This is a genomic window from Shewanella sp. 10N.286.51.B8, assembly GCF_041469325.1.
In the GTDB taxonomy this organism is placed as follows: domain Bacteria; phylum Pseudomonadota; class Gammaproteobacteria; order Enterobacterales; family Shewanellaceae; genus Shewanella.
This window is the reverse complement of the sequence record NZ_JBFRKG010000053.1, coordinates 1-21027: the sequence shown is the minus strand read 5'-3', so window position 1 is coordinate 21027 and position 21027 is coordinate 1. Positions and strand designations below refer to the sequence as shown.

The 21027-nt window shown below is 40.0% G+C and carries 19 protein-coding genes and 2 tRNA genes; 10 read left to right on the top strand and 11 right to left on the bottom strand.

Going from position 1 to position 21027, the window contains the following annotated elements; all coding sequences use genetic code 11:
* Positions 1–1994 (bottom strand): prolyl oligopeptidase family serine peptidase (locus tag AB4160_RS17900; protein ID WP_372005793.1); only part of this gene is annotated, 1994 nt, incomplete at its 3' end.
* 286 nt (positions 1995–2280) lie between these two features.
* On the opposite strand from AB4160_RS17900, the gene AB4160_RS17895 reads away from it, so the two are divergent.
* Positions 2281–3543 carry an amidohydrolase family protein gene (locus AB4160_RS17895; RefSeq protein ID WP_303503655.1) on the top strand — a complete coding sequence of 421 codons (1263 nt, stop codon included), beginning with the start codon at positions 2281–2283 and terminating at the stop codon, positions 3541–3543.
* Positions 3544–3859: 316 nt separating this feature from the next.
* Positions 3860–4582 carry a hypothetical protein gene (locus AB4160_RS17890; protein WP_372005772.1) on the top strand — a complete coding sequence of 241 codons (723 nt, stop codon included), beginning with the start codon at positions 3860–3862 and terminating at the stop codon, positions 4580–4582.
* A gap of 4 nt (positions 4583–4586) precedes the next feature.
* On the opposite strand, the gene rsgA is transcribed toward AB4160_RS17890, so the two are convergent.
* The gene (gene rsgA, locus AB4160_RS17885) at positions 4587–5639 is read right to left on the bottom strand and encodes a ribosome small subunit-dependent GTPase A (RefSeq protein WP_372005769.1); all 1053 of its coding nucleotides are present in this window, start codon (positions 5637–5639) and stop codon (positions 4587–4589) included.
* Between the two features lie 426 nt (positions 5640–6065).
* Between rsgA and AB4160_RS17880 the strand changes: the two genes are divergently transcribed.
* The 3 genes from AB4160_RS17880 (at position 6066) to lepB (ending at position 8408) form a co-directional block, all read left to right on the top strand.
* Positions 6066–6254 (top strand): hypothetical protein, encoded by a 189-nt coding sequence (locus AB4160_RS17880; protein WP_102519505.1) that lies wholly within the window; start codon positions 6066–6068, stop codon positions 6252–6254.
* A gap of 49 nt (positions 6255–6303) precedes the next feature.
* Positions 6304–7497, top strand: a complete 1194-nt coding sequence (locus AB4160_RS17875) for a cation:proton antiporter (protein ID WP_303414473.1) — start codon at positions 6304–6306, stop codon at positions 7495–7497.
* A gap of 239 nt (positions 7498–7736) precedes the next feature.
* Positions 7737–8408, top strand: coding sequence for a signal peptidase I (lepB, locus tag AB4160_RS17870; protein ID WP_102519507.1), 672 nt, complete (start codon positions 7737–7739; stop codon positions 8406–8408).
* On the opposite strand, the gene AB4160_RS17865 is transcribed toward lepB, so the two are convergent.
* The 4 genes from AB4160_RS17865 to AB4160_RS17850 form a co-directional block, all read right to left on the bottom strand.
* Entirely contained in the window at positions 8394–8813 is a 420-nt protein-coding gene (locus AB4160_RS17865) for a DUF3010 family protein (RefSeq protein ID WP_372005766.1), read from the bottom strand. The two genes, lepB and AB4160_RS17865, sit on opposite strands and share 15 nt — an antisense overlap.
* A 454-nt stretch (positions 8814–9267) precedes the next feature.
* Positions 9268–10626 carry a sodium-dependent transporter gene (locus AB4160_RS17860; RefSeq protein WP_372005763.1) on the bottom strand — a complete coding sequence of 453 codons (1359 nt, stop codon included), beginning with the start codon at positions 10624–10626 and terminating at the stop codon, positions 9268–9270.
* 376 nt (positions 10627–11002) lie between these two features.
* Positions 11003–11476 (bottom strand): Lrp/AsnC family transcriptional regulator, encoded by a 474-nt coding sequence (locus AB4160_RS17855; protein ID WP_372005760.1) that lies wholly within the window; start codon positions 11474–11476, stop codon positions 11003–11005.
* A gap of 126 nt (positions 11477–11602) precedes the next feature.
* Positions 11603–13330, bottom strand: a complete 1728-nt coding sequence (locus tag AB4160_RS17850; RefSeq protein ID WP_371999691.1) for a cation:proton antiporter — start codon at positions 13328–13330, stop codon at positions 11603–11605.
* A gap of 374 nt (positions 13331–13704) precedes the next feature.
* Here AB4160_RS17850 and AB4160_RS17845 point away from each other — a divergent pair, with 374 nt between their 5' ends.
* The 4 genes from AB4160_RS17845 to AB4160_RS17830 all read left to right on the top strand — a co-directional run bounded on the left by AB4160_RS17845 (position 13705) and on the right by AB4160_RS17830 (position 16846).
* A complete protein-coding gene (locus tag AB4160_RS17845; RefSeq protein WP_372005758.1) occupies positions 13705–15084 on the top strand; it encodes a Na+/H+ antiporter NhaC family protein in 1380 nt (459 codons plus the stop codon).
* A gap of 125 nt (positions 15085–15209) precedes the next feature.
* Positions 15210–15662, top strand: coding sequence for an NUDIX hydrolase (locus tag AB4160_RS17840; protein WP_372005755.1), 453 nt, complete (start codon positions 15210–15212; stop codon positions 15660–15662).
* 67 nt (positions 15663–15729) lie between these two features.
* A complete protein-coding gene (locus AB4160_RS17835) occupies positions 15730–16188 on the top strand; it encodes an FMN-binding negative transcriptional regulator (protein WP_372005753.1) in 459 nt (152 codons plus the stop codon).
* A 202-nt stretch (positions 16189–16390) separates the two neighbouring features.
* Positions 16391–16846: a GNAT family N-acetyltransferase gene (locus tag AB4160_RS17830; RefSeq protein WP_303414451.1), complete on the top strand. Its 456-nt coding sequence runs from the start codon at positions 16391–16393 to the stop codon at positions 16844–16846.
* On the opposite strand, the gene rrtA is transcribed toward AB4160_RS17830, so the two are convergent.
* Together rrtA and queC are read right to left on the bottom strand one after the other, a co-directional pair.
* Positions 16843–17484, bottom strand: a complete 642-nt coding sequence (gene rrtA / locus AB4160_RS17825) for a rhombosortase (RefSeq protein WP_372005751.1) — start codon at positions 17482–17484, stop codon at positions 16843–16845. The genes AB4160_RS17830 and rrtA overlap by 4 nt on opposite strands.
* Before the next feature lie 15 nt (positions 17485–17499).
* Positions 17500–18192, bottom strand: a complete 693-nt coding sequence (gene queC / locus AB4160_RS17820) for a 7-cyano-7-deazaguanine synthase QueC (RefSeq protein ID WP_198589275.1) — start codon at positions 18190–18192, stop codon at positions 17500–17502.
* Positions 18193–18537: 345 nt separating this feature from the next.
* Here queC and queE point away from each other — a divergent pair, with 345 nt between their 5' ends.
* Positions 18538–19206, top strand: a complete 669-nt coding sequence (gene queE, locus AB4160_RS17815; protein ID WP_303414444.1) for a 7-carboxy-7-deazaguanine synthase QueE — start codon at positions 18538–18540, stop codon at positions 19204–19206.
* A gap of 78 nt (positions 19207–19284) precedes the next feature.
* On the opposite strand, the gene AB4160_RS17810 is transcribed toward queE, so the two are convergent.
* From AB4160_RS17810 to AB4160_RS17800, 3 genes are all read right to left on the bottom strand, one after another.
* Positions 19285–20352 (bottom strand): PLP-dependent cysteine synthase family protein, encoded by a 1068-nt coding sequence (locus AB4160_RS17810; protein WP_102435558.1) that lies wholly within the window; start codon positions 20350–20352, stop codon positions 19285–19287.
* A 262-nt stretch (positions 20353–20614) separates the two neighbouring features.
* Positions 20615–20699, bottom strand: a tRNA-Tyr gene (locus AB4160_RS17805).
* 130 nt (positions 20700–20829) lie between these two features.
* Positions 20830–20914, bottom strand: a tRNA-Tyr gene (locus AB4160_RS17800).
* Positions 20915–21027: the final 113 nt, after the last annotated feature.

Below are 21027 nucleotides of genomic sequence, written 5' to 3'. Positions count from 1 at the left end.
ATATGGGCCACTTTCGACATCAAATTACTGGGTCTTTTATAGATCCCATGGGGTGCATCAGGAATGCGCACCATAGCGGTATCAATATTGCGTAATTTAAGCGCTTGATAAAACTGCTCAGTTTCAGCTATGGGTGTACGTTGATCTGCTTCACCGGTTAATAGCATTGTTGGGGTGGTGACATTACCCACATAACTGATGGGTGATAATTTCATGTAATGAGCGCTGTCTTCCCACGGCATTTTCTCGAACCAGTTTTTAATCACAAAAGGGTAGATATCAGTTGTTAGTACAAAGCTATACCAATTGATTACCGGTTTTGCGACCACAGCCGCTTTAAATCTGTCAGTGTGCCCCACAATCCAGGCAGTGAGCACGCCGCCGCCAGAGCCGCCAGTAACAAATAATGCATCTTCATTAATCGCATCTTGTGCGATAACGCCATCAACCACAGACATTAAGTCATCATAATCTTGGCTTGGGTAGTTATTATAAATAGTTTGGGCAAACTCTTTACCGTAACTGTCACTACCACGGGGGTTAGCGTATACCACTACGTAACCACTTGCCGCCATCAGTTGTACTTCAGCTGAAAAGTGCGGCCCATAATTGGTGACGGGTCCACCGTGGATTTCTAAAATTAGCGGGTATGTTTTACCGGCTTTTATACCTGTATCGTAACCCGGTGGGTAAGCGACCCATGCTTGAATATCGCGCTGGTCAAACGAAGATTTAACATTGAGCTCTTTAATAGTGGCCAAGGTTTTGTAATTAAGGGCGCTATCGCTAAGGCTAGTTAGCTGCTTAGTTTTGCCTTTTTTAGTTATGGCGACATCAGCAGGACGTTGTGGGTCTGAATAGGTAAAGGCAATGGTGCCATCTGCTGCCACATCAAATTGGCTACCGGTATATGGGCGGCCAAATGCTAATCCACCCAAATTTTCAGCTACCAGCTTACGTTTGCCGTTAAGGGGTTGATAAGCAACATAGGTTTCGCCATGGTCATGATAATTAAAGTAAACTGCTTTACTGTTATCAGCCCATTTTATACTGTTAATCGAGCGGTCTAAATTAGCGGTTAACGAGCGTTTATTTGATCCATCAATATTCATGATGTACAGCTCAGTATTCGCGTAATTCTTATGGTTTTGATCTGCGCCTAAATAAGCAATGTATTTACCATTTGGCGATACCATAGGGCTGATATCTGGACCGACTCTATCGGTTAACTGAGTCACTTGTTTGGTGTTGAGATCTAAGCGGTACAGATTATTATCAGTCCATTCTAAGTCACTTTCTGCGCGTTTATTACTGGAGTAGAACAGTTGCTTACCGTCCTGACTCCAGCTTAATTGACCATTATGATCATATTCACCAGAGGTTAATTGACGCGCTGCGCCGCCATCTGCTGACATCACAAAGATGTGACTATTGCCGGGTTTACTAAAGCCTGCGCCATCAAAGCGGTAATACATATCATCAATATAAACTGCAGGTTTTGCCCATTCAGCACCTTTAGGCATGCCCGGTAATGACACTACTGATTTTGGTTTGCTAGCGACAAAACGCGTAAAAGCCAACTGTTTGCCATTGGGTGACCAAGACAAGTTAGCGGGCGAATCAGCAAAGTGGCTGATTTGTGCAGCGTCTCCCGTTTCTAACCATTTCATATGTATTTGTGGCTTGCCGCTTGCGGTAGAAATATAAGCTAACTGAGTATTATCAGGTGACAATGTTGGCGAGTAATCGACATGCAGTCCATTCGTCACTGGAGTGAGCGTTTTATTTTTATCGACCTTCCAAATATTACCGAGTTTTTTGTCCGTTTGAATGTCCATATAATTACGAACAAAAAAAACCTCATCGCCATCCTTGTTGATAGTAAGGCCAGATGCATATTGCAGATTGAAAACATCTTCTAATTGCAAAGTGGAGTCAGTATCTTGCGCAAACACCATCATTGACGCAAAAGGGGCAATTAATAATAGGCCCATGCTTTTATTAAATATATTCACTAAATTTAGTCCTTTTTGAGTTATTTTTAGCGATTTTAGAAAAGTCCTGTGCAGGTTTTTGTTTGCTAACACATGTATTTCATTAAACACCGAGTGAGTAAATTACCATATGTAGCGTAAATGACAAGCTTATGTGAATCGTTGTTTACATTTGTGGTGAATTGAGTATATTAAATGCAAATTAACTCTCTCTTAAATGGTTATAACAATGCTAACAACCACACCAAGCAATAAAAGTTTCTTTAAAGGTCTCTCGCTAGTTGCGATGTCTTTAACCAGTTTATTAACGCACTCTGTACTCGCTGACACCAAAGTAATACATGCAGGTGAGCTATTAGCTTTGCCGGGTAAGGCGCCATTATCAAAGCAGACAGTGGTCATTAAAGATGGTGAGATTATCGCAGTAGAACAAGGGTTTATTGCGGCTTCAACCTACGGTAGTGATGCTCAGTTTGTCGATTTATCTGATCGCTTTGTGATGCCAGGTTTGATGGATATGCATGTTCATTTACAAATGGAATTTGGCCCGGATAATATTAGCGATACGGTAAAACTGTCTGATGCAGATATCGCAATGAAAAGTGTTCATTATGCTAAAACCACTCTGATGTCGGGCTTTACTACGGTGCGAGACTTACTCAGTGAGCCAGAGCAAATGTATGCCTTACGCGACGGGGTCGAAAAAGGCTGGATTGACGGCCCGCGTATTATCGCAGCAGCGGGTGTTTCAATTACGGGGGGGCATTTAGATGTCGATGGCATGGCGCCGGATTTGTTAGCAATGAAGTCACCAATGACGATTTGTGATGGGCCTTTTGAATGCCGAAAAATAACCCGTGAAGCGATAAAATATGGCGCTGACGCTATTAAGGTCGCCTCTACTGGTGGGGTGTTGTCTGACACAAACACGGGTACTGGTCAGCAAATGACTGATAATGAATTAAAAGAAATTGTTGCTACAGCCCATGGGTTAGGGCGTAAAGTTGCCAGTCACGCACACGCTACGGCAGGTATCAATGCCGCACTTCGAGCTGGAGTCGACAGTGTTGAGCATGGAAGCTATGCCGATAAAGAAACTATCAAGTTATTCAAAAAAACGGGGGCGTATTTAGTTCCTACCCTACTGGCTGGTGCTACAGTTGTCGATATGGCTGAAACCTCAGACTTTATGTCAGCGCCCATCAAAGCCAAAGCGATTCGTGTCGGCGCAGATATGCTTGCCAATTTTGAAAAGTCTTACAAGGCAGGTGTTAAAATTGCCTTTGGCACCGACAGTGGTGTTTCTAAGCACGGTATTAATGCTCAAGAAGCAGTATTAATGCATCAAGCTGGCATGACCACCGCAGATATTTTAAAGTCCGCAACCGTTAATGCTGCCGATTTAATCGATATGAGTGACAAACTCGGCACCATAGAAACAGGCAAATATGCAGATATTATTGCTTTAGATTCAAGCCCGTTAGACAACATTTCACAGTTACTTGATGTGGGGTTTGTGATGAAAGGTGGCAAGATTTACAAGCAGTAATAACCTCAACGGTAAACATTGCATAAAAGGCGCTACGGCGCCTTTTTTCTTGCTACAAGCTTCTAAATTATAAGGATTCAGTTACATATCTGATATTTAGTACGTAACTGGAAACTTAACAATAGAATCATTTCTTAATGGTAATTCAAGTCGAGTGACTTAGTGACTTAGTGACTTAGTGACTTAGTGACTTAGTGATTTTGTGACTTAGCCAACAAAGATTACCAAAAATGTTATTAGCCTCTAAACTAAAATAAGCGCTTAACGAGTTGTAATTAGCTTAGCTATATTCATCATTAAATAAAGGCAGGTAATAATGGCACAAGATAAGCCAAGTTTTATTGAGCTATTTGGGCACTTATATAACCCCGCTGATGGCTCAGTTTATCGAGCTGAGGGCTCTAATCATCAGCTTGAAGGCCCTAGCAATCAAGTTAGCGGCGCTGTTAATCACACTGTTGTTAATGATAGTGGTCAATACACTAATCATTCTTTAGGGGTGTCTTTTACAAAACCTGCCGGTTGGCATTTTATGTCGTTAAAGCCGTTTACAGCATCGATAACTTCACAAGAACTTTCACAAAGTCGCTTTACCCAAAATCTTATTAATGGTGAAGATCCGATTGTAGTGATGTCGCAAATCAATGCTCAATATAGCCGCACCATGGGGCCTTCCATCAGTGTTTATGCCGAACCTTTTACTTATCAAAAAGGTGAAAGCTTGCATGGGTTAGTGAAAGGGTTTGAAGCCTTATACAAAAAAGGTTTAAAGCAATACAAGATCCTCAGCATCGCTAAAGAATTCAAAATAAATCAGTGTGACTCAATCGAATATACCTCACAGTTTTTATTTAAAGCGACCTGGGCGGAAAAACTCACTCGGAATCGGTGCCTTATTTCGGTGAATGAACCAATTATATTCACTTTTAATATGATTGATGTACCTAAAGATGAATTAGTAAATCCCGCTAATGATAACCCTTCACATGATGCCCAATATATATTTGATCAATTTAAAGCCAGTATTCGCTACTTTTGATGGTTTAAAAAGCGCCTTTTTTACGATTACGTGATTCAGACTGAACTGAGTTTATCATTTTGCCAAAGGCTTTATCTTTAGCCCTTTTTTCCGCTAAGGTGGCACCATTTAACGCTTGTTCACGCATAAGTTTTTGATAACTAGCATAGCGCCGAGCAGTAATTACCCCAGACTCTATGGCTGCACGAACCGCACAACCTGGTTCATTGGCATGACTACAATCAGCAAAACGACACTGCTGGGCTAATTCAGTAATTTCACTGAAGGTTTCATTTACGCCTTGCTCGCAAGCGCCAAGTTGTAACTCGCGCATACCTGGAGTGTCGAGTATTAAACCGCCTTGTGGCAAAGTCTTTAAGGCTCTAGAGGTAGTGGTATGACGGCCTTTGCTGTCATCTTCACGTATATCACTGGTTAATTGTGCTTCAAAACCCATAAGTCCATTTACTAGCGTTGACTTCCCGACACCTGATGAACCGAGTAGGGCAATAGTGTTGCCCTGCTTACAGTATGTATCTAGTACTGATAATTGTTCTTTGTCCAATGCATTAATGGCATGCACCATCATAAATGGATCAAGGCTTTGTACTTGGGCTAGCTTATCATCTAAATCTTGACAAAAATCCGCTTTAGTTAAAATGATGATCGGTTCTACCTGAGCTTCTTTGGTTAAAGCTAAATAGCGCTCTATTCGGCTAAGATTAAAATCCTGATTCAACGAACACACAATAAACACACTATCAACATTAGCTGAAATTAGTTGTGTTTCGACTTTACTACCTGGGGCTTTACGTTGGAATAAGGACTGTCTGTCTAACAGTCTATGAAATTGATTATCACCATTGAATAATACCCAGTCACCGACACATAAACGTTCAGCAGCTTGTGAAAATGATTGATTTAGGCTGCAGTGACCATGCTCTGATAACACCACAACACCGCTGCGGTGCTGTTCAATTACCCGGCCTATGTTGAAACCAGTTAACTCATCGAGAGTGAGTTGTTGTTGAAAGAAAGGGCGCCAGCCGAGTTGGGATAAAGACGGAAGTGTATGCATAGTTTTACCTTGAAGGCCTGTTTTTTCACGAAAAAGTTCTGATACAAGTTTTGATACAAGCCTTTAGTTCAATTACTTTCGAAACAGGAAATGAAATTCTTAATTAATTTTAGCAGTTAAATTGGCTGTGATATTAAACAAAATGCTGCCAATAAGGTACTTAAGTTATCGTCGCTGCCTTTTATGGCTGCCAATTTTAATCATGGGTGCTTATATTACATAGTTGGTAACTTTTAGAAGGGATACTTTATATGAAACTTATCAGTAAAGCTTTACAGTTTCAGGGCTTGAGGTGTCAACTGAAATGCTCAATATGGCTCGTAAACGGCATCCCGAGATTCATTTTATCCAAGGCGATATCTGTGAGTGTGACTTCCTGAAAAATATCATTTTATAACGGCATGGGACAGTATTTAGCATGTACCCTTGAAAGAGCAAGAAAACCTTATTGCTAAAATAGTAGCAAGCTTAAATGTTAACGGAGTAGTTATATTTTCTTTTGATGCTACTGTTCAAAAAGGTGAGTATTCTGCCTTTATCGCTTCAATCAAAGGATTAACCATAAGTAAAATAAGCTTTGCTATGAATGCTCATCCCTGTAAATTAACCTTATAGATTGTTCGATAAATAACCGGGCATCAGGCCACAATAGGGAAGTTGATAAATGTATTCAGAGTTAGCCATTTTGGCTGTTTTTACTTTATGTTACAGCTTGGTCGCAGGGCGATTTGAACGCTCAATGATTTCTGGCCCTATGGTGTTCGTGGTGGTGGGTTTTGTGCTCGGCCCATCTGCTCTGAATTGGCTGGGTAGTGACCTTGATGGTATTGGCATTAGGGTGTTTGCAGATATTACCTTAGCCATAGTGTTATTTTGTGATGCATCAAACGCCAATTTAACTGTACTGCGTAAGCACATTAATATCCCAACCAGAATGTTACTTTATGGTTTGCCCGGGGCAATTTTATTAGGCTTTTTGGCAGGCTTTGTATTATTTCCTAATCTCGGTGTCTTTGAAATCGCAGCGTTAGCCACCATGTTAGCTGCAACCGATGCTGCTTTAGGTAAGGCGGTGGTTTCAAGTCCTATTGTGCCAGCACCATTACGTGAAGGTTTGAATATAGAAAGTGGTTTGAACGATGGTATCTGTGTACCGATCTTATTTGTTTTTCTAGCGTTAGCGGCAGGTAGTGTTGCTGAAGGAGCGGTATCAGAATTAGCAGTACACTTTTTAGTTGAAGAATTAGGCATTGGGTTGCTGGTTGGTTTAAGCGTGTCGTTTATTGGTGCTGGTTTAATAAAGGCATGTTATAAAAAAGGCTGGATAACCGAGATTTGGAGCCAAAACCTTGTGTTAAGTTTGGCGCTGTCTAGCTTTGCCATCGCCCAAGAGCTTGGTGGCAGTGGTTATATAGCAGCATTTTCTGGCGGCTTGTTGTTTGGTTATTTATGCCAAGAGCATAAACATAAATTGTTATTACCAACCGAAGGTATTGGCGAAATTATGGCGCTTCTGACATGGTTATTATTTGGTGCATTTGTCATTGGAAATGCCTTTCACGAGTTTACTTGGACTATGCTGATTTATGCCTTACTCAGCTTGACCATTGTTCGTATGTTACCGATATTTTTGTCATTGGGCCGTGCTGGTGGCAATATCCCTTCGAAAATTTTTCTAGGCTGGTTTGGACCTCGGGGCCTTGCATCGATAGTGTTTGTTATTATCATGCTGGACAAGGATTTACCCGGCGGTAATTTTATGGCCATGACGGTGATTTGCACTGTGTTTATTAGTCTTATTTTACACGGGATGACTGCTCAACCTTTCGCTAAATGGATCAGTAAAAGGGCAGATTAAGTCCTGATTTAATAGGGAAGTGAGAGATTAGCTATCTCTCCCTTAATTTTTTGTCAGCAGCAAACAAAGCTAATCCCCATTCATGTTACGCCATTCACTTTTCACTTTTCACTATTTAAGATTTTATTCTTTGGTTTCACAGCACATATTAGATTAAAAATCGTTAAGCTTGATGTTGTTATTGATTGGTATTTGCTAATCTAAGTTAATGATTTGTTATTACATAAAAAGGAATTTATATGAACAATGCTGTAGTGAAAGCGATTAAAGCCAATAAGTCGTTATTGTTATTTATCATGTTAATGTGTGTTTTTCGAAGCGCTGTTGCAGACTGGTATACCGTGCCGTCAGGCTCAATGAAACCGACTATCATTGAAGGTGATAGATTGTATGCCGATAAAATGGCTTATGATTTACGAGTACCTTTTACGCACATTTCGCTTTATAAGATTGCAGATCCTCAGCGCGGCGATATTATTATTTTCGAATCTACTGCTGCTGATAATAGACTGGTTAAACGTGTCATTGGCATACCAGGGGATGTCATTGCATTGACGGATAATGTGCTCAGCATTAATGGAAAGACATTAGCCTATCAACCAATAAGTGCAACTGATTCATCCGAGGACAAAATTGAGCAGTTATTCTCTGAAACTAGCACGGTTAACCATTTCGTTCGTACCAGTAATAGTGGCTCTAGGCTTTCAAATTTTTCTGAGGTTACCGTACCAGAAGGTCATTACCTAGCACTAGGCGATAACCGTGATCATAGTTCTGATTCTCGAGTGATTGGTTTTGTACCTAGAGATGAAATCATAGCCAAAACATCCAGTGTAGTAATGTCATTTGACTATGATAATTACTACATTCCACGTTCAGAGCGCTTTTTACATAGCTTAATTAAGGGCTAAACTTTCATAAGCAAGATCATAAGCTTTGCCTAAATCTACGGTTTTAGGTTTAGCTGACTTGTGGTCTGCTTCTCGTTTATCGGTTGCTCTTATTGTGGCTGGATGAATAAAAACGATAGCTGGGCTCAAGGTCGCCAATAAAGCACCTTCTAGTAAAAAAGTACCCGCGCCGCCAGCACCTTGTCCTGTTGTAGAGCGTCTATTAATAACTACTTTTTCAATATTATTGGCATCACAATATTGTGAAATTTGCTCTATCAGAATTTTCACTTCCGCTTGCTGAGGGTGCTTGTCTACAGCCAGTTTATTGAACTTTGGATTAATGAGTTCATGTGCTGTTCTTGTGCCCGTTAACGTCACTATCCGCATTTCATTTGCTTTAAGCATGATTCCCATTACATTCATGATATGTTCTCTTTTGTCATTTTTATTTGGTCAAATCAGCCTTTTGAAGGCGCTGACAGATAAACTTAATCGGCTATCACTTAATCGGCTATCACTTAATCGGCTATCACTTAATTTACTATCACTTAATTTACTATCACTTAATTGATTAGGGTGAAAATCATTATGATAATTATAGTGATAATAGCGCACTAACTTAACATGATACTGTTTACTTATACAGTGTTTGTGATTGGCGTTATTGAAGGCTGATATAGAGGTATATCTTGTCTTTGTAGTGGTTTTTTGTTGTGTTAGTGGATATTTTAACCATTGGCGCTTTTTTCATTAACTGAGTTCAGCAAGGGAAATTTGGGATGAACGACAAATTCATTTGTATAAAATAAGAAGGCTATAAAAATTATAATCTTATAGCCTTTTGTATATCTTAGTTAGCAGCTTGTTTAGAAAGTTATTAGCCTAAGAATAACTGCATGATTATCAAGCAGATTAATACTGGGCAAACAAACTTCACATAAACAGGCCACATACGCCAAAAGTAGCTATCTTTATCAACGCCTTGTTGCTGTGAAATTGCTGCAAGTAATGAATTCCTATGCCAAACCCAGCCTAAATATATCGCAATACCCAAGGCAATTAATGGCTGTGCTCGTTCAGTCGTTATGGTGATGATCAAACCAAATAACTCATTAAAGTTAAACACAATCACGCAAGCAACAGTGGCGATAAACGCGCCGACGACTAAACTGGCACTGTTACGTGTTAAGGACGTTTTTTCAACTAAATAGCTGGTGGGTACTTCTACAATTGACATTGCCGAGGTCAAACCGGCAATGGTCATTAATGAAAAAAACACGATTGCTAATAGATATTGGCTGATCCCACCTAAAGAATCAAAAAGCGCTGGTAATACACTAAACACTAAGGTGTCAGAATTTAGTAAACTGCCATCGTCAGCGAAAATTTGTACGCCATTGTGCTGGGCCACATACATGGCTGGAATAATCATTAACGCGGCTAGCAATGCGACGCTGGTGTCCATTAAGGTAACGTATGCGGTTAGTTTAGCTATGTTTTCTCGTTTATTAAGGTATGCACCGTATACCATCATGGCGCCAGTACCCACAGACAGTGAGAAAAAGGTTTGCCCTAATGCGCCCATTAACACCTCTGTATCTAATACCCTCGAAAAATCAGGCACAAATAATACTGACAAACCTTGCATTGCCCCTGGCTGGGTTAAAATATAGATAGCGCCAGCGACTAACATGACTAGTAACAGTGGCATCAATCGTTTTGACCAACGCTCAATTCCTTGCTGTACCCCTTGGCGGATCACCCATATCACCAGTGTGATAAACAATAGGGTAAAGACTAAATTTCTACTGATAGAAAAGTCCATTAACCAAGCAGCCACCTCAGCTTGGTTCGCCATCTGTGCCACTGGCGCTAGGGCAAAACTGACAAACCAGCCTGATAGAATGCTGTAGAAAGTACAAATAAGCGTGGCAGTGATAATTGAAACAAGTCCGATACTTTTAGCTATCTTTTTGGCTAAGGGCTTATTAGCAAGTTTAGTCATTGCATCAGCTGGATTAGTCTGTCCGTGACGACCAACCATTAATTCAGCCATTAACATAGGAAAGCCCAGCAGTAAAATTAACACGGCATAGACAAGTAAAAATGCACCGCCGCCATGGGTTGCAGCTTGTGTAGGGAATCCCCAGATGTTACCAACACCAACAGCAGAACCTGCTGCGGCCATAATAAAACCAATACGAGAACTAAATTGGCCAGATGATTTTACGCTCATGTGTTTAACTCTATAGACGCTAATAATTGAAGAGCGCGCATAGTAATGTCTTGAACCTTTTAAGCAATAAAAAATATTGCTAACTAAATCTTTTTGGTGACTTTTAATGTGGCTTAGTTGTTAATATGTGGTTTTTTATTGCGATTTAATTGTTTTTGGTGATATTTAATTGTTTTACAGTGAGCAGATTTTCTCATCAGCGCAATTAAATATTAGTCGAGTTAATTTTCAAGAAAGTGATCTGCCGCAGGCGATGATGTTTTAATGTGCAATGATGTTCGGGCTATCACAGCTGAAGAGAAACAAATAAAAGCCTTTCAAGAACAGTGAAGGCATTGAGTCACATATTAGTGAGTGTTTATTCCTAGGGCTAGGGCTAGGGTAAGGGGATAGCTGTGCTACTTTTTACTTTTTTTAAGACAAAACTAGAATTAATACCAGCAATATGCGCATTGGTGGTTAACTTATCTAATAAAAACACCTTATATTGCTGCATATCAGTGACTAACACCTTTAAATAGTAATCAGCTTCACTGCCAGTAATTAAGCTGCATTCTTGCACTTCATCATATAAGGCAATATCTGCTTCAAATGCCTCTAAAATGGCAGTGCTGTGTTTTTCTAGTCTCACTTGAATATACACGGTTAATGCTAGCTTAAAATGATCTGCATTTAATAGGGTGGCATAACCACTAATGTAACCAGCATCTTCTAATGCTTTGACTCGCCTTGAGCAGGGAGAAGGTGACAAGCCTACTTGTTCAGCTAAGTCTTGATTTGATAACTTACCCGATGCTTGCAGTAATTTTAAAATGTGCAAATCGGTCTTATCAAGTGTCAGTTCTGCCATCGGTGTTCCTCAAAATGTTGTCTCACTCATGTCATTAATTAAGTGACATCAATAGATCTTATTATAATAACTGCTGTTGATTAAAACCGATCTTATACCAAAGATGACATTTTATCGAAGCCGTTATTAATTAACGGTTACGGGCTGTGGTTCTGATGCGGCTTGCTTTCCCCACTGATGATATTCTTGCTCAAACAACTCTTGTTTAAGGTTATCGATTAACTGCATGGCGTCTTGTTCTGTTAGTCCAAAATTGCGCAATAAATCCAGTCCACGTAATAAAGTACTTTCAATATAAACAGATCCTGCATATTTCACCCCATGCTTATTTAAGTAGAATTCTTCCGCTCTTGAGTTTGTGCGAGCATAGATATCTAACTGTTTATAATGAGACAGCATTAACGCAAGTCGTTTTAGTCTTTCTGAACCAGTTGCTGAAATAAAAGCGGCTTTTGCAACCTTTAACTGTGCCTTTTGCTGAATACCACTATTGAGGATGTCGCCGAAATGAGCATTTAGCCCTAATGCTTTACCTCTTTTAACGCATTCATAGTCAATATCGTAAGCAGCGTAGGAGATATGAGCTCTATCAGCCAGTAGAGCGATTAAACGGCCAACTTCATCTAAACCGATAATTACCAGTTGATTGTCAGCTGCGTGAGGATCATGACTGTCATTATAACGGTCAGTGATAAACTGTAAACTGAGCCAATTACCTAATTTATTCATAAAAGGTGTAATAATCATACTGATACTAATGATAATAAAGCCGACAGCTGCGTTATGACTGTCTAGCACGCCAGCGACAGTACCAATGCCTAATAATACGAAGGCAAATTCACCCACTTGGCTAAGGGTAAAACCCGTCTTGATGCTCACGGTTAAGCTTTTACCATCTATTAACGCTAATGTAATAAATACCAAGGTCTTAATCAGCACTGCAGCAGCTAACCAGATTAAAATTGTGCCAAAATCGCTTAAAAGTACTTCGGGGTTGATGGACATGCCCACTGACAGGAAAAATAACCCCATCAGTGCTTGTTTAAGTGGTGTTACCACTTCTTCTAACATTAACTTGAAATCAGAAGTTGATAGCAACATACCTAATATAAAAGCGCCTAAAGTTTGTGAAACCCCAGCGACACTAGACAGCCATAGAGTGGTAAAAATCACCACAAACAAACTTAACGCAAAGGCTGATTTGTTTTGACTGGTAATACTCATTTTTAGGCAAAATGGTAAAATATAACGGGCTAGAATGAACACACAAACCATCAAGCCAATTATTAACATGCTGGTATATAAACCAGAATTCGCATTGGTATTTTGTTGATGCGCTAAAATCGGAATTAGCGCCATTATCGGCACGACACTGATATCTTGAGCCATGAGATTCGAAAATATGTTTGTGCCGTGTGGGGTGTTGAGCTGTTTTTTCTCTTGCAGTAATGTCATCACCACAGCGGTAGAAGACTGTGAAAAAATGGCACCAATTACAAAACCCACTTCCCAAGCCAAACCCATAACAGTACCCAGCAGAGAAAATAACGCCGAGGTTAACAATACCTGACCAAAACCTTGAACAATAATGGTCTTTCTCATACTCCATAATTGTTGTGGCTTCATATCTAAGCCTAAAGTAAATAAAAACAAAACCACACCAAAATCGGCAATATTTTGTAAGGTTTCAATATTGGTTGTGGCAATAGGACCAGGTGTGTGTGGTCCTAAAATTATTCCTGCGACAATAAAACCTACAATGGTACCTACGCCTAATCGGGCAAAAATAACAATGCTTATAGTAATGATACTTAACGCAATAATTGCGGGGAGTAAGTAATTATTGATATCCATGAATGTTCCATGATGTTTGAAGATCTGCGAATATTTAAACGGTTTTGTTCACTGCTTACTTTGGGACATACACAAAGGTGCGTAAAACAATAGTGGTTAAATTGTTATTTGTTTATATTTTAACAAGTTAAACTTCGCTTGATAAATCTTCATTGATGGATTAAACCCTACATAGGAATTCAAATAACCTATAAACTTTTAGGTGAGTTTAGGGTGATTTTTTATTCTTCCGCAATGAATTTGTATTCTGATATGTGTTTTTAAATAAATCCTTATTTTATTTCAATAATGTGTTTAGTTTTTGTTGACTAAAGCGCAATTCAACATTATTTTCTTTTCTTTATTAATCTTTCTTTTTTCAAGGAAAAACCGTGATGACAGAGCCATCTGCGATCAGTTTGATCCCGCCTTTGGTTGTTATAATTTTAGCGATTTTATTAAGAAGACCTATACTCGCCTTAGTGATAGGCGCAGTTGTGGGATTATTGATGCTAGATCCTGCTGAAGCATTGAATAATTTTTCAGAAATCTCACTGAGTGTAATGGCTGACGAAACTATAGGTTGGCTGATATTAGTGTGTGGTACCTTCGGCGCTTTGATTGCATTATTAGTCAGGACCGGCGGCGCGTTTGCCTTTGGTAAAAAAGCCTTACGAGTAGCGAAAGGACCCAAATCGTCATTAATGATGACCTTTGTATTAGGTGTGGCCATCTTTATCGATGATTATCTTAACGCGCTCACCGTGGGTGAGACCATGAAGCGCGTAACCGATAAATATAAAATCTCCCGTGAAATGCTCGCTTATGTGGTTGACTCAACTGCGGCGCCTATTTGTGTGCTGGTGCCGTTATCAACTTGGGCTGTATTTTTCGGCGGTTTGTTAGTAGACAACGGCATTGCCGAATCGGGGCAGGGCATTGCGGTATATATGCAGGCGATTCCTTATATGCTCTATGCTTGGGTGGCAGTGATCATGGTGCCATTGGTTATTTTAGGGGTTATCCCACTTATTGGACCGATGAAAAAAGCAGAATTTAAAGCCAAGCAAGGTATTGGTATTCCTGTGGATGAGTCTGCAGAAACCCATACCAGCGATGACTATGGCGTTAAGGCGATTGAAGACAATTTCAGCGCCGCAGATGAACAAGGCAAGTTACATAACTTTTTAGTGCCCATCATCTTACTGGTCGGTTTTACCGTGTACTTTGATATAGATGTCTGGCTAGGTTTATTAGCGACAATGCTGATCACTATTCCCTATTATGCGGTGCAAAAATTAATGCCGTTCTCCGATATGATGGAACAAATGATTGATGGCTTTAAAAGTATGTTACCTGCCATTGGTACTGTAATTGCTGCATTTATATTTAAAGATGTTTGCGATAAATTATTGCTGCCACAATTTGTAATTGAAAGCTTAAGCCCCTATATGACTGCGCAAATGTTACCAGCAGTGGTATTTGTCGCAATGGCGGTTTTAGCGTTTGCTACGGGTTCAAGCTGGGGCATCTTTGCTGTCTCCATCCCCATTATGATGCCGTTAGCCCAAGCTGTTGGCGCGGATATGCCACTCGTAATAGGCGCGCTGCTTTCTGCGTCATCTTTTGGCAGTCAGGCGTGTTTTTATAGTGACTCCACCGTACTCGCTGCCCAAGGTGCAGGCTGTAATTTAGTTAGCCATGCGGTAACGCAATTACCTTATACGCTTATTGCCGCTGGCATTACCTTTATTGGGTTTATTTTTATTGCTTAGAATATAAGTTCATAAGTCGAGGTTATCGCATTAAACCCGTGTTGATACTGAATGATTGTCAGTATCAACACGGTTTTTTTATGGGATATTAATTATTACTAAATCAACCGTGGAGTCGGTGACAAATGGTGCTAGCTAATCAACAAGCGTTAACTAAGCAAACGGATTTTGAAGCTTTCACTGGTTGCAAGTTGGCCCTGATTTTTGAAGGTAAATTAGTGGTGTATTTACGGGATGATAAAGCCAGCATTCCTTTTCCAAATCAATGGGACTTTCCCGGTGGTGGCCGCGAAGGCAAGGAGTCGGCCCAGGAGTGTGTGCTTAGAGAGCTACATGAAGAATTTGATATTGCGCTGCCAATAGAGCGTTTGATATACAAACAGCGGGGGATTAACCAAACTGAAAATGGCCATTCCTACTTTTTTGTCGCTTATATTACTCAAACTGAACTAGATGCGATTAATTTTGGCTCAGAAGGCCAATATTGGCAATTGATGACCATAGCTGATTATTTGGCTCATCCAGCTGCAATAGCGCCATTAAAACAAAGGTTACAGCAGTTTTTAGCAACGAATTAACGCGTTTATTGAGTCACTCATTAATACAGAGTTCCCAAAAAGTTAAACCTGCATATTAAGGATGCTCATGTACCTACCTAAAAAATCACAAATGCATTCTCACGAGGCTTTAGACTTTATCCAAGAGTTTGGCTTTGCTCTGCTTAGCTCGAGCGATTTACAAGCCTCTCATTTGCCATTAATCCTTAAAACTGATGCTGACGGTAATCACACGTTATATGGCCATATGGCAAAAGCCAATAATCATTGGAAAACATTGGATTTACAAACTGTGCTGGCGGTATTTTCTGGGCCTCATGGGTATATTTCACCTACTTGGTATGACGGTTTTCCTGCCGTACCCACGTGGAATTATGCAGCGGTGCATGTAACAGGGATTTTCGAGCTAACCGATAGCAATGAAACCATTTTGCATTTAACTGACACCATCGCTAAATATGAGCCTGAGTTATTACAACATGGTGGTTTTATTCCGAATGACTACCGCGATAAATTGGCTAAAGCCATTGTGGGTTTTAAGATTTAATTGCTTGCATAGAAGGGAAACTCAAGTTAGGCCAGCATCGCTCAGAGGCTGATCAACTTGGGTTATTAGCGGGTTTGGCCAAATCGACAAACTTAGATGCTCAGCAGTTATATCAATATACTAAGCAAGTGTTGGGGTAAACATAAGCTTGGGCAGCGATGTGTGTTACTTAAACTGAATAAATCTTAGTTAAGGGGCGTTAATGCAGCAGTTAGGCAACAAGGGTTATGTTATTTCAACGGATCAAAATAAATTAGATATCAGTGTTATTCACGGTTTTATCTCACAAAGCTATTGGGCCAAAGGGGTGCCGATAACAGTATTAGCTAAGGCCATTGAGCATTCTTTGTGCTTTGGGGTATTTACTGACCAAGGCGAGCAAGTTGGTTTTGCCCGCCTTATCACAGATAGAGCCACATTCGCCTATCTAGCTGATGTGTTTATTACTGATCAACATCGAGGAAATGGTTTAAGTAAGTTACTCATCGAAAAGGTGATAAGTCACCCAGATATACAGGGATTAAGGAGAATGATGCTGGCTACAAGGGATGCTCATGGCCTTTACGCTCAATATGGTTTTCTGCCGGTAGATAATCCGGAAATCTTAATGCAAATTTGGCGGCCAAACATTTATCAGCAAGCACAAAATGATACTTAATTGTGGCTTGTTGACAGTGTTTGAGCGCGCTTTAAATAACCACTTAATGGCAACCAAATTAACCCGCACAATAACCCACTTACGACGCCAATTAAGTGAGACTCTGTGGCGACTCTGGCATTGATCAGCTCACTGACGCTGTCACTGGCGCCAAAATAGGTTTCATAACCAGCTTTGATGATGACCCCTAACAATAACAAATAGCCTGATTTAAAGCCTTTTCGGATATCAAGTAGCGCGCCAAAAGTGAAAAGTCCGTGTAATAGCCCGCTTAGCCCCACATAACCCTTTAGTTCTGGGTAAAACCAATATAAGCCGAGCCCTTCAAGCATTGCCAAACTCAAAAATAAGCCTGCGAGTTTAACGCTATGCTGTTTGTAGTGGGTCTCATGCAAAAACAAAATCACCCAACAACCGGCTAGGTTCATTAGTAAATGCCACAAGTTAGTATGCAGAATATTACCACTAAGCAGTCGCCACCATTCACCTTGGGTAATTGAGTCATAGCGATAAGCCAGTAAACTGTCGATATCTATTTGTGCAAGAGGCAGTAAATTTAAGGCAAATAATGCTGCGCAAATGACGCTCACTATAGTTGCAAAAACATATACGCCAATTTGAGTTTGCTTATTTGCCATGTCAGTAACCCTATTTTAAGCTTTAGCCATTTTTTGATTAAGCTCAGCCATTACAGTGTCAGCGTTAGCTAAATAATCATCTAAACCACGTTGGCGAAGGGTGCAGGCTGGGCAATCGCCACAACCACAGCCCTTTATGCCGTTGTAACAGGTAAGGGTTTCATTTCTGACTAAGGTTAATGCTTGGTATTTATCTGCTAGTGCCCATGTTTCAGCTTTGTTTAGCCACATTAACGGGGTGACAATTTGTAATGGTTTATCCATACCTAACGCCAATGATTGCTGCATAGACTTGATAAATTCATCACGACAATCAGGATAGCCAGAAAAGTCTGTTTCACACACGCCAGTGATAATGGCATCGCACCCTAACTGATAAGCATAAATGCCCGCTAAGGTTAAAAAGAGAATATTGCGCCCAGGGACGAAGGTATTAGGCAGTCCATTATTCATGATCTCATGGGATACCGGAATTGAATCTCGAGTAAGCGCAGACACCGCAAGCTCATTGAGTAAACCCACATCCATGACTTTATGGCTGGCAATGTTTAATTCTTTAGCAAGTGATTGAGCAATTTCAATTTCTTCACGGTGACGCTGGCCATAATCAAAGGTGATGGCATGCACTTCGTCATATTGAGACATTGCTTGAATGAGGCAGGTTGTAGAGTCCTGACCTCCGCTAAATACGACAATTGCTTTAGACATTTTTTTCACCATATAAAATTTAAATATATCAACATGTTCCCAGAGCAGACTCATTGAAACAGTTAGTTAATTGAAGCCGTTGATTACGGGCTAAATTATAACGACATTAAGGATAACTTTCATGGTTATTTAACTTTTGATTAGTAGAATTTTAGTGAGATTTTTATAGCAGTGACCTTTTTGTAAAAGCGGCTATTAATAGGCTGATTAATAATCAGCTTTCATCAGACATATGTAATTAGTTGGCAGGTAATCTAATAAGCAGTCATTATCATGGCCGTTAATGGTTGCAGCTACAGTGAAAATACACTATAAATGCGCCCTTACTGAGAATAAGGCAGCTAAATGAAATATCCAGTTAATGAAGTTTTTGAAACCATCCAAGGTGAGGGCACCTTTACCGGCGTTCCAGCAATTTTTGTTCGTTTGCAAGGTTGTCCTGTTGGTTGTGCTTGGTGTGATACCAAACAGACCTGGGATGTATTAGAAGCAAACAAGGTTTCTCAACAACAAGTTATTGCAGTGGATGGCACCATTGGTCGCTGGGCAAATCATGATGCGCATTCATTATTAACTGCATTTACTGAAAAAGGTTTTACTGCAAAACATATTGTCATTACTGGTGGCGAGCCATGTTTATATGACCTAAGTAAGTTAACCAGTCATTTGATTGAAGCTGGCAACAGCGTGCAGATTGAAACCAGTGGTACTTTCGAGGTTCATTGTCATGAGCAAGTCTGGGTTACCGTGTCACCAAAAGTAAATATGAAAGGCGGCTATAAAGTCTTAAAGGCGGCGCTAGAGCGCGCTAATGAAATTAAGCATCCCATCGCCACCCAAAACCATATTGATGAACTTGATGAGTTATTAGCGGATATTGATGTATCTAATAAAACCATTTGTTTACAGCCTATTAGTCAAAAACCTCGGGCAACTGAACTTGCCATGAAAACCTGTATAAGCCGTAATTGGCGCTTATCAATTCAGACCCATAAATATTTAGATATCGATTAACTAACATATTGAAAAATAATCCCGTCTAATGTCAATTGGGCGGGGTTATTTTTTATAACTGATTTTATGGCTAAATTTTTATAACTTCCCCAAACAACCACTGCTGTTAAAATGTTGCAACTCTAGGTCAAATTCTTCAGTACAACCGATATTGTTATTAATCCATTCATTATTATAATAGGTATCTAAATAGCGCTCACCAGAATCACACAGCAAGGTCACTAACGAGCCTGTTTCGCCTTTTTGTTTCATCTGACAGGCTAACTGCAACACGCCATATAAATTAGTCCCCGTTGATGGCCCTACCTTACGGCCAATATGCTGTGCTAACCAGTTCATGGTCGCAATAGATGCTGCATCAGGGATTTTTTTCATTTCATCCACTACACCTGCGATAAAAGACGGTTCAACCCTTGGGCGACCGATGCCTTCAATATTACTGCCTTTATCGCTGGTAATACTTGCATCACCATTTATATAGTAGTCATAGAATACCGAATTTTCAGGGTCTACCACGCACAGCTTAGTATCAAGTTGTTGGTAATTAAGGTAGCGGCCAATGGTTGCTGAGGTACCGCCAGTGCCTGGGCTCATCACAATCCATGCTGGAATTGGATGTGGCTCTTTTTGCATCTGATTAAAGATAGAGTCAGCAATATTGTTATTGCCGCGCCAATCGGTGGCGCGCTCAGCATAGGTAAATTGATCCATATAATGGCCATTGAGTTGCGCTGCTAGGCGCTGAGATTCTGCATATATTTGGTCAGTTTTGTCGACGAAATGACAACTACCACCATAAAACTCAATTTGTTGGATTTTCTTTTTCGCGGTTGTGGCTGGCATTACCGCAATGAACGGTAGGCCAAGTAACCGAGAAAAGTATGCTTCAGATACTGCAGTACTGCCAGATGATGATTCTATGATGGTGGTATTTTCATTAACCCATCCATTTGAAATCGCATACAGAAACAAAGAGCGGGCTAAACGGTGTTTTAAACTGCCAGTTGGATGGGTGCTTTCATCTTTAAGATAAATGTCGATGCCAGTTAATTGTGGAAGTTCTAACTTAATTAAATGTGTATCGGCGCTGCGTTGAAAATCAGCTTCTATTTTAGCTATGGCTTGATTAACCCATTGTTTAGACATCTGACATCCTAAGTTTGCTGTAATCGGATTATCTTAAAGATAAATAACAAGATCAGGAAGTTAAATTCTAATGTTTTATGAACAAGGTTACATTTTGACGCTGGACAGCAAATTAATAATCGATATCAATAAATGACTAGGATAAGGCTGTGAAGTTGAAACTAAGCAAATCTTGATGATAAAACTGAAGTGAAACTACTGAGAATTGAAATTGAGCTAATTTGAATGAGCTAACTTGATGAACTGAAATGACTAAAAGAAATGGTGGAGGGAGAAGGATTCGAACCTTCGAAGGCTGAGCCGTCAGATTTACAGTCTGATCCCTTTGGCCACTCGGGAACCCCTCCACATATTTTTTCTTTTTTACGTCAATCTAACTGGGTATAACTTTACATTTATATCTTTAAATATTAGCAATCAATTTTAACTATGTTGACCACATAAATAAAATCAATTTTAAATATTTTTGCTAATGAATGGTGGAGGGAGAAGGATTCGAACCTTCGAAGGCTGAGCCGTCAGATTTACAGTCTGATCCCTTTGGCCACTCGGGAACCCCTCCACATATTTTCATTAACACTGTTACTTTTTACTCGTGTTACCTCTAATTTATGTTGGCCACATAAAATAGATTTTTAATGAAGCATAAACCGATAAATGGTGGAGGGAGAAGGA

Excerpts from the sequence above, each read along its gene's own strand:
- AB4160_RS17840 (WP_372005755.1), top strand. The coding sequence starts at position 15,210 with ATGGTGCTAGCTAATCAACAAGCGTTAACTAAGCAAACGGATTTTGAA.
- AB4160_RS17855 (WP_372005760.1), bottom strand. The coding sequence starts at position 11,476 with ATGGCAGAACTGACACTTGATAAGACCGATTTGCACATTTTAAAATTA.
- rrtA (WP_372005751.1), bottom strand. The coding sequence starts at position 17,484 with ATGGCAAATAAGCAAACTCAAATTGGCGTATATGTTTTTGCAACTATA.
- lepB (WP_102519507.1), top strand. The coding sequence starts at position 7,737 with ATGAACAATGCTGTAGTGAAAGCGATTAAAGCCAATAAGTCGTTATTG.
- queE (WP_303414444.1), top strand. The coding sequence starts at position 18,538 with ATGAAATATCCAGTTAATGAAGTTTTTGAAACCATCCAAGGTGAGGGC.
- AB4160_RS17850 (WP_371999691.1), bottom strand. The coding sequence starts at position 13,330 with ATGGATATCAATAATTACTTACTCCCCGCAATTATTGCGTTAAGTATC.
- AB4160_RS17890 (WP_372005772.1), top strand. The coding sequence starts at position 3,860 with ATGGCACAAGATAAGCCAAGTTTTATTGAGCTATTTGGGCACTTATAT.
- AB4160_RS17810 (WP_102435558.1), bottom strand. The coding sequence starts at position 20,352 with ATGTCTAAACAATGGGTTAATCAAGCCATAGCTAAAATAGAAGCTGAT.
- rsgA (WP_372005769.1), bottom strand. The coding sequence starts at position 5,639 with ATGCATACACTTCCGTCTTTATCCCAACTCGGCTGGCGCCCTTTCTTT.
- queC (WP_198589275.1), bottom strand. The coding sequence starts at position 18,192 with ATGTCTAAAGCAATTGTCGTATTTAGCGGAGGTCAGGACTCTACAACC.
- AB4160_RS17860 (WP_372005763.1), bottom strand. The coding sequence starts at position 10,626 with ATGAGCGTAAAATCATCTGGCCAATTTAGTTCTCGTATTGGTTTTATT.
- AB4160_RS17845 (WP_372005758.1), top strand. The coding sequence starts at position 13,705 with ATGACAGAGCCATCTGCGATCAGTTTGATCCCGCCTTTGGTTGTTATA.
- AB4160_RS17830 (WP_303414451.1), top strand. The coding sequence starts at position 16,391 with ATGCAGCAGTTAGGCAACAAGGGTTATGTTATTTCAACGGATCAAAAT.
- AB4160_RS17835 (WP_372005753.1), top strand. The coding sequence starts at position 15,730 with ATGTACCTACCTAAAAAATCACAAATGCATTCTCACGAGGCTTTAGAC.
- AB4160_RS17875 (WP_303414473.1), top strand. The coding sequence starts at position 6,304 with ATGTATTCAGAGTTAGCCATTTTGGCTGTTTTTACTTTATGTTACAGC.
- AB4160_RS17865 (WP_372005766.1), bottom strand. The coding sequence starts at position 8,813 with ATGAATGTAATGGGAATCATGCTTAAAGCAAATGAAATGCGGATAGTG.
- AB4160_RS17895 (WP_303503655.1), top strand. The coding sequence starts at position 2,281 with ATGTCTTTAACCAGTTTATTAACGCACTCTGTACTCGCTGACACCAAA.